This window comes from Desulfovibrio simplex, assembly GCF_055387835.1.
In genome coordinates, this window is sequence record NZ_AP042377.1 from 3,740,383 (window position 1) to 3,752,051 (window position 11,669).

Sequence of the window (11,669 nt, forward strand, 5' to 3'; positions counted from 1 at the left end):
CAATGGAAATGGATCACATTGATATAAAGGCCGCATCATCGCTGGAAGGCTATCTTGTTCGCAAGGATTTGGTGCGAACATTCAGCCGTCTGTTTCCTGTCCCAACCTATGTTGTTGAATTTTTGCTTGGTAGATACTGTGCCAGCACCGATAGAAGTGAAATTGATGAAGGCTTGGAAATTGTTCAACGCCAGCTTGCCTCCCGTACTGTCAAAGCGGGAGAAGAAGAGCTGTTCAAAGCCAGAGCCAGAGAAAACGGAGAGGTCAAACTTATTGACCTTATCACGGCACGGCTTGACGCTAAAACGGATTCCTATGTGGCGACTTTGCCAAGCCTGCGGCTTACAGATGTGCGCATCAGCCCAGAGCTGGTCAATGCCCATGAGCGGATGTTCACCGGTGGTTTCTATGCGGAAATTACCTTGAGCTATGATGCTGTTATTGCTCAGGAGCATAAGGGAAGACCGTTCGGCGTTGTGTCTCTGCGGGAAATTCAACTATCCAAGCGGGATGTTCTTGATACTCTGGCCAAAGCCCGTCAGAACTTTACCTCAGCAGAATGGAAAGAATTTTTACTCCGCTCCATAGGCATAGAGCCTGCGGGGCTATCTGATCGCCAGCGTAATGCGCTCTTACTGCGTATGGTTCCCTTTGTGGAACGTAACTACAACATGGTTGAACTAGGCCCACGGGGGACTGGCAAAAGCCATCTGTTCCAGCAGGTTTCACCTTACGCACACCTGATTTCAGGCGGCAAGGCCACCGTGGCCAGAATGTTTGTAAACAATGCTTCCGGCCAGCGGGGCCTCGTATGTCAATACGACGTGGTGTGCTTTGACGAAGTTTCTGGCGTGTCTTTTGACCAGAAAGATGGCGTAAATATCATGAAAGGGTATATGGAGTCCGGCGAATTCAGCCGAGGCAAAGAAAGTATCCGTGCAGACGGCAGTATTGTGTTGGTAGGCAACTTTGATGTTGATGTTGAACATCAACAAAGAGTCGGGCACTTGTTCGGCCCTATGCCGCCAGAAATGAGAGATGACACAGCGTTTATGGATCGCATCCATGCTTTCTTACCTGGCTGGGATGTGCCCAAAATCAGCAAGGAACTTTTGACTGACCATTTTGGGCTCGTGAGCGATTTCTTGTCAGAGTGCTGGGGGCAACTGCGCAATCAAAGCAGAGTTCATGTGCTTCAAAATAAAGTTTTTTTCGGAGGTGCTCTCTCTGGTCGAGACACAAACGCAGTCAATAAGACGGTAAGCGGTTTGCTCAAGCTTGTTTGTCCAGATGAAAGCATTACTACTGCTGAAGACGTGGAATGGGCTGTTCGTATTGCTCTCGAAGCAAGGCGGCGCGTGAAAGAACAGCAAAAGCGCATTGGTGCTGCTGAATTCAGAAATACGCACTTCAGTTATGTGATGGGGAACGATGGCGTTGAAAAATTCGTTTCAACTCCCGAACTTCAAGCAGAGAATTGCATCGGTACAGACCCATTGGAGCCTGGTCAGGTTTGGGCTATTTCACCTGGTGGCGGCGATGAGCACCCTGGCCTCTACCGCATTGAAAGCAATGAAGGTTTTGGATCTGGCGTAAAGATACTCAATAAGCCAGTGCCTCCTGCCTTTAAGGAAAGCATGGGTTACGCCGAGCAAAACCTTTATGCTAGAGCAATGCAATTGGTGGGCGATAAAGACCCGCGCCAGCATGAATTTACTGTTCAACTCAGGTCATTCGATGCTTCAAAGTCAGGGTCAAAGCTCGGCGTTGCTATACTGATTGCATTATGCACAGCTTTATTGAAAAAAAGCGTGCGCGGAGGACTTATTGTTGTAGGTGAAATAAATCTTGGAGGTTCTCTTGAGGCTATTCATAATCCAGTACAGATTGCAGAAATAGCAATAGAAAAGGGTGCTTCTGGACTCCTGATGCCAGTAGCTTGTCGTCGTCAGCTTATTGATCTGTCCGATGACATGGCCACAAAAATTGATATACAATTTTACTCGGATGCCAAAGATGCTTTTTTGAAAGCAATTCTAGATTAACATACTGTATATATTTACTTTTTTAAATAGTCTTTAATCGTCAAAGATAAAGCCGATCTCCAATAACTTGGCGTTCGGCTTTGTTTTTTTGCAAATTTCAAACTACTTTCCGAGTTATTTGAAAACCCTATCAAAACGCCACTGTGAGCGAGGGGTTTCCCCGTGCTACTGCCTGTAAAGATGTACTTTTTTATAGACACTGTAGCACGGAGGTACACTATGCGGAATTTGACCAGGATGGAGCGGCGGGTTGCGGGGCTACTGGCCCACGGGATACGACCTAAAAGAAATGGTTCCGATTCTTTTTGTCTCCTACGGAACTATTCGTTGGCATCTTGTGAATCTCAGGAGATATTTTAAGGTGCGTACCACCCGCGAATTGTTACATAAACTTGAAGTGGACTGCATTGCAGATGCACCTGCTAGTACTTCGCAAATCAAACTATCCCCGCGTGGTAAAGAAGTGTTTGATCTTTTCATGCGTAGCTTCACGCACAGGGAGATTGCTGAACGCTTAGGAATGAGCGTTAGCGGAGTTCGCAGGCATTGCGAAAAAATGCTTTGGAAAAACGGCTGCAATACTATGCTGGCTCTTATAGCCAAGTACAAGTTGCATAGAAAGCAGGAATCTACTTTGAATGATCTTTAATTTTGAACCTGCATTGAGGCCACCATGACACAGACTGCTTTACGACCGGAAGATGAGTTTCGCAAGTTGCTGCTGTCCAAACTACCGCCCACCATAGCTCGCAAGGATGTGGAGCGGCAGCTCGGTGGTATCATAACCCCCAAAACTCTCGCCAATGCGGATTCATCCGGCAAAGGCCCCTTGGGAGCCTTTCAGGTAGGCCGCAATGTTGTGTATCCAACGGAATCGCTTGTAAACTGGCTGATCGGCACTATGGGTGTATCACGGCTCAAAAACAACATTAAAGCGTTTTAGGCGGTTTCAGATTATGGACGGCGGAACGGGTGGCATCAGGTATCAAATGGGCATAGCGCATGGTCATGGTAATGGTTCTATGCCGCATCAGCCGTTGGATGCGGTATATGTCTTCGCCATTGCAGGCCAGCCAGCTTGCAAAGGTATGCCGAAGACTGTGGAATACGATGCGCCTGGCTCGGTCGTCCAATCTAATGCCGTCATTGATGCCGATGGAATCTGCAAGAGCTCTGAATGCATGGGTCAGGCTGGTGCGCATATTGCCGCCGACAATAGGAGGAAAAACCAGTCCGGTGAGTATTTCTTTGTCCTGCTGCTTGCGGCGCTTTTTAAAGATGCCCAGTGCCGCGTCGTTCAGCGGCACTTTGCCGCCCGGCTTTCGATGGGCCTCATCACGCACGGTAAGCATGGCATGAACCATGTCCACGTCAGGCCATTCCAGACGCTGAAGTTCGCCAAGCCTCAAGCCGGTGTTCAGCGAAAGAACTATGCAATCATGCAAGTCTATGCAGGGCAACTTCTTTGCGGCATTGACCAGGGACTTTACTTCCTTGGCAGTCAGGAATCGTTCACGGGCATTTCTGATGGGGGGAATCTTGACGCCGCGAACGGGATTTTGCCCTGTGAAAATCGTTGCTCCATCCACTTTCGTGAGGCTGGCCTGAGTGAAAGTATAATTTATGATGCTTCGGTACTGCTTGATAGTAGAGGGGGCGGCACCGGACTCCACCAGGTTATCAATGATAGCCTGAATATCTTCCCGCGTGATGACCGACAGGGGTTTTGCGCCAATGGCCGGTTTGATGATTTTGTTGAAGCGTTGCTCGTCGGTAAGCCAGCTCCGCTTGGATCGCTTGGCTTCCGCCATATAGTACCGTTCAAAGAAGTCTTGGAAGGGCATATGGGCAACGTATTCTTCAGACTCCTCTCTCTCGGCGGCGGCACGTTCGGCAGCGGCCTGTTTCCGCATTTCGTAAAGGCTCTGCGGCCCAGCGCCGGTCTTTTTGTTCTCTTTGATTCCGGCCAGCACCTTGAAGGCTTTTTCTGCGTTCCATTGCTCCGTGGCCCAGCCCATGCCTTCTTCGACTGTACGGCCATCTTTTTTATAGCGGATGGAGTAGTAGCGGTCGGGTTGCCCGTTGCGCTGCTTGCGGGTAGAGTGCTCGTAGTAGCGGACTCCGGGGTACTGGGTCTTGATTTTTGGCTTTTTCATGCCCCCACTATGCCCCCACTTTTGGGGGAAAACAAGGGTGCTCCAGGGAACTCGACCATGACGTATCATATTGAAATTACTATCCCTAGGAAGTCAAGGGAAGTTCGCAACCAGATTCAGGGTCTAGTTCTCGCAAGGGAGTGGGAGTTCGAGTCTCCCCTTCGGCACCATTTTTCAAAAGTCGTTACAAGCAACAGCTTGTAACGACTTATTTTTTTGTCTCGCTGCCAACATCGGCATCAGACAAAAGCTCGCACTTGGGAGCTTATGGGGTCAAAGTGCGGGGTCATAGACGTGTCAAAATCGGGTGCAAACCCTTTTGGCGGGTCAGGAGAAAACCCCATGTCGCCTCTCACTCCCGTATCCTCTGTTTCAAGTTACGTACCTGCTCTCCGTATTTACGGGGATGACAAAAAAAGTTCTCCTGCGTATCTTTGCCTCAAACGAAGCATCTATTACTTTCGTTACGCTTTGCCCAAAGAACCCCGGCTGTATTGGGGGCGAAGTGAGCTGCGCCTCAGCCTGCGGACATCCTATCTGCGGGCGGCCCGTTTTCGCGCGCGTATGCTGCTTGCGGAAGTGGAAAAAATGTTTCTTGAGGAAAACATGCTGGAGTACAGAGAAATCCGCCGCCGAATGAATATCCTGCTCCAGCGGATGCTGGCGCAGGATCATGCGGACCTTTCCGAAAAAAAAGCTCTCGTGGTGGGCGATATTACTGTTCCCTACGACCAACTGAGGGCATCCCAGGCTGAAATGCTCTTGCGCTGGAATTCTGAAAAATCACTGGAAAAACTCGCACCAGATTGCCTCATTGATTTATTCAGATCTGGAGCCTTTACCCGGGAAGAACTTTCAGCAGAGAATTATTTACAGATAGTCAAGGCATATAACGAAATGCAAATCACCATGCACCGCATCGAAGTCGCTCGACTGCGTGGGGATTTTTTACTGGAAGAAGAAATTGTCGGACGTGATTTTGGAAAACTTCCTTGTGAAATAAAAGAAACGGCAGAAAAAGAACCTTCTTCAGTCTCAATACAGGTCCCCATAGAGGCAATGCCACCAAAGAAAAATGCGCTTCTATACTCTGAAGCTATGGAGCGGTACACCCATCAAAAACTGCAGGATGGTGAATGGCGCGAACACAGCGTGGCAGATCACCGTGGCCGCCTGGGCGAGTTTTTGGCCATCATCGGGGATAAGCCCATTGAGAGCATCACCCGTGAAGATATGCGGCATTTTCGTGAAACCCTGCGGCGATTGCCGCCGAATCGCACGAGGGTGAAGGCCTATAAGGACAAAAGCATTCAGGAACTGCTTGCGCTCAAAGTTGAAAAAACGCTCAGCGTCACCACCGTCAACATTTTAGTGGAGGCAGTGGGGAGCCTGCTGGGATGGTACGTTCGGGAAGGCCTTCTGGAATCTAACCCGGCAACGCACCTGCAAATCAAGGACACGAGGCAAGCGATTGAATTGCGTCAGGCTTTTTCCGCTGAAGAAATTACCAAGATTTTCTCACACCCCAGATTTTTGCGGAAGGAATTCAAATCGCTCTCCTATTACTGGATCCCCCTCATCGCCCTTTTTACAGGTATGCGCCTTGAAGAGATTGCACAGCTTCACTGCACCGACATTTATGAAAGCCAGACAAAGGGAATTTGGGTTATCGACATCAACAGCAATGGCCTTGATGAACTTGGCAGGCCAAAACTGCTGAAAAATAAAAATGCCCGGCGAATCGTGCCCATACATCCCGTTTTAATAACGCTGGGAATTTTAGACTACCATGCTGATATTGCGAAGAAAAAACATATACGGCTTTTTCCTGATTTGAAAAAATCACAAAGGGCGGTAAAATTCGGCAAACAGCCAGGCAAGCAGTTCAAAGCTGCGGTGACGGCTGCCCTTGGGGATACCCCTGGTAAAACGTTTCACTCTCTCAGGCACACCTTTGCTGACTTTTTCAAGCAACGAGGTTTGCAAAATGATTATTTTCGGCAAGTCTTCGGGCATGAGTTGCCAATGCTGGCAGCAAAACAGTATGGCGAAAAATTTCCGCCAGAGACTTTATATGAAAATGTGATTGTGAAGTTGGAGTATGGTAACTTATTAGAGCATTTTCGCATTGAGAATATCCATTCTCAATGCTTCCAAGACGCCCGCGCCGGCGCTTAACCGCGCAAATAAATTGCGCTTGCGTCTCTGCGGCGGGCGCCCGCTCACGCAGTCGCCAGAGCAATTTCAAAGTGAAATTGCTCTAAACACCTAGATGAGCATACTGAAATAATAAATGTAGCCTGAGGAAGCGTCCAACGTATAAAATATGCAATTTGATATTTGCCTCTAAGATACCGTCTCGTTGAACCGTAAACCCTCAACTTAGATAGAGGGAGAAATGTAATGGATAGGGACGTTCCAAATATATATGAACCAGAAATTTGTCCATCCTCCAGCCGGAGGAGAATGCCATCTACACGGCTTTATGGTGATTTGGCTCAAGAGACTGACAATTTACGCATAATTATTGAACATGCTGCAGCTTGTAAGGCCATGTCCAAGCTTGAGCTAGATGCCTGCATAGAAAGAATGTTGCGATCCCACGAACGGGAGCTTCGTTATGAGCCCCTCGGGACTTGTCGGTTCATGGAGGCTCAAGAGATCGATTTTGATGAATTTCCCCCTTTTATGGTTAGTGCAGTGCATTTTGCTGCAAACAGTCTTGATTGGGATCATTTGTCAGTATTTCTACTGATGCTGACAACGGTAGCGGCAGCAACGCATGGAAAATATCAAATAGAAGTCAATTCAGACTGGGTGGAGGCGTTTGTCCTGTATTTAATCGTCAGCGCTGAGTCTGGAAGCAAAAAATCTGCCCTGCTGAAAAAAATTATGGGGCCTCTTGATGAACTTGAGGAGACACTTCAGGCTGAGCACCAGAACGAATCAGAGAATGGAGTGGAGAACGGATCAAATTACAAATATTCTCCAAGCCTTTTTTTTCATGAGACCTCTATCCCAAAACTGTATGAAAAAATGAGGCAACAAGGGGGTGGTTGCAACCATTTTGATGATGAAGGAAATACTTTCTTGACCCTGATAAATACCCCAAAGGCAAAATTGGATATATTTGCAAAAGCGTATGACTATGGGAGACACCAGTATGAAACAAAATCTATGGGAACCCAAAGTTTACGAAAAATTTTCATGAATATAGCTCTTCTCACAAATCCTGGTGTCGTACGACAAATATATACTTCAAGACGTTTGGCAGATAATGGGATTACTCCAAGGATGCTTGTTTGTTTTGGTGGTAAGAATCGCTATAACAGTCGTAACCGTATGTTGAGACCCAGCTTGTGTGAAGATAACTTTTCAGCCTACTGTGACATGCTTCGTGACCGATTAAAAGAGTGCTATACACAGGACAGCCCGCGAACAATCCAAACTCTCCGCCTTGCCACAGATGCCGAACAAGAGCTGAAAAAAATTTCAGATCATTACGCCACCCTCCTAAGTAGAGCGCCTGAAACAGAGATCGGCTTTCGAGCGCATATTTCCAAATATTCCGGAATGATTGTACGGATAGCTACTGCACTCCATATATGGGAAAACCATAAAACTATAGAACAACGACCAATAAGCAAAAAGAATATTTTGTTTGCCGAAAATATTGTCCACGCAACCCATAGGCATGCGGAGTATGCCTTTGGTGTAAATGGTCTCCAGGCGAACTATAGCGCTGCAAAGGTAATAGAGTGGATTAAACGTCATCGGCATGCAAGGTTCACTTCGAGTGACGTTATGCAAGGGGTAAGCAGTATGAATAAAGAATCTACACATGCCGCGTTGGACTACCTTGAAAATATAAACGCAATTAGGCAGGTAGTGGTACCCGGCAAGGCCAGGCAGTGCGTTGCACACCCCGATCTCTTGGATTAAATCTTAAACGTTAATGTGCATACCCCCCCCCCATCTAAGGCGAAATTAGATGGGGGCATGGTAAGAATACTGTTCGACGCGTACGTATTCACGGGTGTCAAAACATTTTATACGTATGGGGATAGACTTCGGAACTCCGAAGTCCACCATTTGAGAGCAATAAGAAATGGAAAGTCAGCGGCAATACGAAAACGATGTGACTTCGGATCGCCAAGGGCACCCCTCAGTCATCACGAGGAGAAGGAGGAAAGAAATGGATACCCACCAGTCTCTTCTGCTTGAGCATGTCGCCTTGTCTGATCTGCAACCAGACCCTGAGCAGCCGAGAAAATATTTTGATCCAGAGCAGATGGAAGATCTCAAAAATTCTATTGCAGCCATTGGAATACAGGTGCCTCTCCTTTATCGGCTGGATATCGAGCAAAAGAAAATTATTGTTTCTGGAGAACGGCGATATAAGGCGGCTAAAGATCTTTCCCTGGCAACTGTGCCTGCTTATAGAGTTACGGGAGATTATCAGATTATTTCTTTGACAGAAAATATTCAGCGTAGCTCATTATTGCCTATGGAGGAGGCCCGCGCTATTAAGGCTGCCATAGAGAATCTTGGCATTACACAGGAACAACTTTCTGAAAAACTAGGGAAAGGGTCGAGCACCATATCAGAAATGTTAAAACCGAATGCACTCCCAATGAGCATGCAAACTGAAGCCCTGCAAAGTCATCTTTGGTCAAGAAATAAGTTGTTAACGCTTGCAAAAATTAAAAATTCTGACAGACAACAGGTTGAATTTGAAAAAATGAAGCAGGCTATTGAGGAAAAAATAGCTCGTAAACAAAAAAAAGAAAATTCTATAACTCCTACTGAGGCCGAAGTGGCTGAAAAAATGGCAACTAAGGATTGCCGCCGTGCAGCGGCACTAAAGTCTCATTGTGTAAAAATAAGAGAAAGAATTGCAAGAGAAACAAAAAAAGCAATGCCAGATGAATTGAGGAGGGAGGTTGAACGGGAGTTTAAAATGCTAATTGAAGAGCTTGAACGTTTTTTACGGCATCCTTCACCACTGAAGCCGGAATGATATGGCAGGAAAATATTAGCAGGTTATATATCCTGAGAAGTGGGAGCGCTAAAATGCTGCACTTGGCTTTGTTCCGGCATGGCCTTTTCCAAAAAAGATCTGGAATAATTGACGTGCTGAAAAGAAGCCACGGAAGCCAGGGCCGGAAAAAGAGAGGTAGCTAATGATGAAAGAAAATTTGAACGGGATGTTCTGGGAGCCTACGGGCTTAAATTTCAACATTCCCCATGCTGGCAACACAAAAAATGCTCTTTATATATTTCAGAAAAATATCGTTCCCATCACTTGGAATTGCATGACAACCCTTGAGCGGAATCCAACAACACTGCCCCAAACAGAAACAATTCTGAAAGGGCAATCCGTCAGCGGCATAAGCATAGATCAGTTGATGCAGGTAAAAAATTATGGAGAAGGGGCAAAAAAGCTTATTGAACTCCTTTCAAAAGGCACTTTTGCACTGAATGAGAACACAGCCAGTTCTCTACATAATTATGTAGGGAAAGAAGATGCTTTGACCTGGGGAAAACTCAGGGATTCCGATATCGCAATTGGAGGCGTAGAGTATAGCCCGCCGAAGTATAAAAATCTTTCTCAAATTGCTGAAAAAGGCTTTTCATTTTTAACAAATACAGTGGAGGCGAAAGAAGCCGCCATAGCCACATTTCTTTTTATGTCACGCTCTCAATTTTTTCATGACGCAAATAAAAGAACTTCATCATTGATGATGAATGGATTTTTAATCAAGCATGGTTATTATCCAATAACCATAATGAATAGGGACTCAGAAGAATTTCACACTAGATTGTCAAATTTTTATAATTCAGGTAATGCAACTGATATGATGAAATTCTTTGAAAGGACAGTTGAAAAAAATTATTAATAGCGTTTTATTCATTTGTAGCCGGAGAACCGTTGTACCGCATTGTCTCCGTGCTTTACTTTTTAACTTTCCCCAAAGCCTCGTCCACCCGCTCAATAATCTCAAGCACAGTCCGGCCATCAACATCCACGGTGGCCGCAGCGGTCTGCAGGTCCTTTTCAGTAATGCCCAGACCTTTGTTGTTGACCATGCAGGTTTGTTCTCCGTTGATGCCTTCGGATGGGGTGAGGTCGTAAACAGGGGCCATGCGCCACTGGTTACCCTTATCCAGCAGGAAGGAGAAGTTTTTGGAGTGGTCATCTTTGTTGCCGGAGCGCACGTTGAACACCATAAGGCGCACCATTTTCAATACTTCGCGCATATCCTTGGTCAGCAGTAGCGTCAGGCGCAGCAGACTTTCGTAGGTCAGGGACGGTTCGCGGTGAGATGCGTGCAGCAGGCCACAGGCGGTGTGTACATGCACCTTCATGCCTTGTTCCCTGTCAAAGCGTTTAACGCCAAGCCTGGCGTGCCCTCGGACGGAAAGAGGTACGTCTCGGGCATATCGAGCCCGGCTTCTCTGGCTGCTATGGAGTAGGCGTATTCTATTTGGCCTGCATCCGGCGATTCATGCGCGGAACGGAACTTGATAATCCAGGGAGTGCCTTGGAGCTCTCCAGCTTCTTGGAGCACAATGCGATAATCATCAGTAACATTTACCAAAATTTTCGGTCTGGCACCGGCGGATGAGCCGTTGAGTTGAATCAGCCTGTCCAACTGTCTTGCATCCACAGGGGCGTCGCGCAATACTTGAGAGATTCTTCGGCCAGCGCGTCCAACTCCGCTACAGAAACAGACTCGTCGGTCTCTCCCTGCGCATCATCTGGTGCCGGGGTATACTCCAGCGCTCCCATCCCGTGCGTGCCCACCATAGCAAGGCGTTATAAAGGCAGACAGGCATGCAGAGATGAACCTTTCTTGCGCAAAGCCCTGTCCAGTGGAAGGAGTCCCCAGCCATCCGGCAGGCTGTCGTTAAAGACGCCAAACAAACCGTCAAAGGTGCGCTTGGGGTCTTCTTTTACCTCCGGGCTGAGCGGGAGCCTGAATGGCGAAATATTGATTCCAGAATCAAGAAATTCCGGCGCGTACTGGAACAGTATCGTGCCACCCCGGTTCGTCTGTTCTCTTCCGCGTCAACGACGATGTGTAGGCCGATGCCGCAATGCCCCCCCCTGAATCAGGCTGATGCAGGCCTATATGGTATGCAAAACTTGAAGGAGGGCATTGAGCATGCGCGACATCACATCTGAAACCATCTTTTTTGATCAACTGGAGAAAAATCTCCCTCCAGTCTTTTCCCGTGAGGAGGCGGCCCGGCAGATGGGCGGCTTGATCCGGGCCAAAACTCTTTCAAATCTTGATGCCACAGGGGAAGGGCCAAGGGTGAAGATCCGCATCAGAAAAAAAGTCTGCTATGAGCGTCGAAGCTTCCTCCAATGGCTCAAGCAGCATGTGCGGCAGTAACTGACCGCAAAAAACACCAGCAACGAACAACCGCAGGGGTATGAATTTTTTCATGCCCCTTTCTT

The 11,669-nt window shown here is 47.4% G+C and carries 10 protein-coding genes and 1 pseudogene; 8 read left to right on the top strand and 3 right to left on the bottom strand.

Annotation, left to right across the window (positions count from 1 at the left end; translation table 11 throughout):
* The first annotated feature begins 2 nt into the window (after positions 1 to 2).
* From brxL to ACZ5DH_RS15250, 3 genes are all read left to right on the top strand, one after another.
* Positions 3 to 2,045: a BREX system Lon protease-like protein BrxL gene (gene brxL / locus ACZ5DH_RS15240; protein WP_464255084.1), complete on the top strand. Its 2,043-nt coding sequence runs from the start codon at positions 3 to 5 to the stop codon at positions 2,043 to 2,045.
* A 361-nt stretch (positions 2,046 to 2,406) separates the two neighbouring features.
* Entirely contained in the window at positions 2,407 to 2,694 is a 288-nt protein-coding gene (locus tag ACZ5DH_RS15245; RefSeq protein ID WP_464255085.1) for a helix-turn-helix transcriptional regulator, read from the top strand.
* Positions 2,695 to 2,718: 24 nt separating this feature from the next.
* Positions 2,719 to 2,988, top strand: a complete 270-nt coding sequence (locus ACZ5DH_RS15250; RefSeq protein ID WP_464255086.1) for a hypothetical protein — start codon at positions 2,719 to 2,721, stop codon at positions 2,986 to 2,988.
* Here ACZ5DH_RS15250 and ACZ5DH_RS15255 read toward each other — a convergent pair.
* The gene (locus tag ACZ5DH_RS15255; protein ID WP_464255087.1) at positions 2,975 to 4,201 is read right to left on the bottom strand and encodes a tyrosine-type recombinase/integrase; all 1,227 of its coding nucleotides are present in this window, start codon (positions 4,199 to 4,201) and stop codon (positions 2,975 to 2,977) included. The genes ACZ5DH_RS15250 and ACZ5DH_RS15255 overlap by 14 nt on opposite strands.
* A 342-nt stretch (positions 4,202 to 4,543) precedes the next feature.
* Between ACZ5DH_RS15255 and ACZ5DH_RS15260 the strand changes: the two genes are divergently transcribed.
* The 4 genes from ACZ5DH_RS15260 (at position 4,544) to ACZ5DH_RS15275 (ending at position 10,101) form a co-directional block, all read left to right on the top strand.
* Entirely contained in the window at positions 4,544 to 6,379 is a 1,836-nt protein-coding gene (locus tag ACZ5DH_RS15260) for a DUF6538 domain-containing protein (protein ID WP_464255088.1), read from the top strand.
* 225 nt (positions 6,380 to 6,604) lie between these two features.
* A complete protein-coding gene (locus tag ACZ5DH_RS15265) occupies positions 6,605 to 8,143 on the top strand; it encodes a DUF3987 domain-containing protein (protein ID WP_464255089.1) in 1,539 nt (512 codons plus the stop codon).
* A gap of 253 nt (positions 8,144 to 8,396) precedes the next feature.
* Positions 8,397 to 9,221, top strand: a complete 825-nt coding sequence (locus ACZ5DH_RS15270; RefSeq protein WP_464255090.1) for a ParB/RepB/Spo0J family partition protein — start codon at positions 8,397 to 8,399, stop codon at positions 9,219 to 9,221.
* Positions 9,222 to 9,384: 163 nt separating this feature from the next.
* On the top strand, positions 9,385 to 10,101 hold the full coding sequence (locus ACZ5DH_RS15275) for a Fic family protein (protein WP_464255091.1): 717 nt from the start codon (positions 9,385 to 9,387) through the stop codon (positions 10,099 to 10,101).
* 55 nt (positions 10,102 to 10,156) lie between these two features.
* Here the strand turns inward: ACZ5DH_RS15275 and ACZ5DH_RS15280 are convergent.
* Positions 10,157 to 10,872: pseudogene (locus ACZ5DH_RS15280) on the bottom strand (type II toxin-antitoxin system HipA family toxin).
* 149 nt (positions 10,873 to 11,021) lie between these two features.
* Positions 11,022 to 11,240 (bottom strand): HipA N-terminal domain-containing protein, encoded by a 219-nt coding sequence (locus ACZ5DH_RS15285; RefSeq protein WP_464256573.1) that lies wholly within the window; start codon positions 11,238 to 11,240, stop codon positions 11,022 to 11,024.
* A gap of 124 nt (positions 11,241 to 11,364) precedes the next feature.
* On the opposite strand from ACZ5DH_RS15285, the gene ACZ5DH_RS15290 reads away from it, so the two are divergent.
* Positions 11,365 to 11,604: a hypothetical protein gene (locus ACZ5DH_RS15290; RefSeq protein WP_464255092.1), complete on the top strand. Its 240-nt coding sequence runs from the start codon at positions 11,365 to 11,367 to the stop codon at positions 11,602 to 11,604.
* Positions 11,605 to 11,669: the final 65 nt, after the last annotated feature.

Coding starts and splice junctions, on each gene's coding strand:
- ACZ5DH_RS15265 (WP_464255089.1), top strand. CDS start 6,605: ATGGATAGGGACGTTCCAAATATATATGAACCAGAAATTTGTCCATCC.
- ACZ5DH_RS15255 (WP_464255087.1), bottom strand. CDS start 4,201: ATGAAAAAGCCAAAAATCAAGACCCAGTACCCCGGAGTCCGCTACTAC.
- ACZ5DH_RS15275 (WP_464255091.1), top strand. CDS start 9,385: ATGATGAAAGAAAATTTGAACGGGATGTTCTGGGAGCCTACGGGCTTA.
- ACZ5DH_RS15270 (WP_464255090.1), top strand. CDS start 8,397: ATGGATACCCACCAGTCTCTTCTGCTTGAGCATGTCGCCTTGTCTGAT.
- ACZ5DH_RS15260 (WP_464255088.1), top strand. CDS start 4,544: ATGTCGCCTCTCACTCCCGTATCCTCTGTTTCAAGTTACGTACCTGCT.
- ACZ5DH_RS15250 (WP_464255086.1), top strand. CDS start 2,719: ATGACACAGACTGCTTTACGACCGGAAGATGAGTTTCGCAAGTTGCTG.
- brxL (WP_464255084.1), top strand. CDS start 3: ATGGAAATGGATCACATTGATATAAAGGCCGCATCATCGCTGGAAGGC.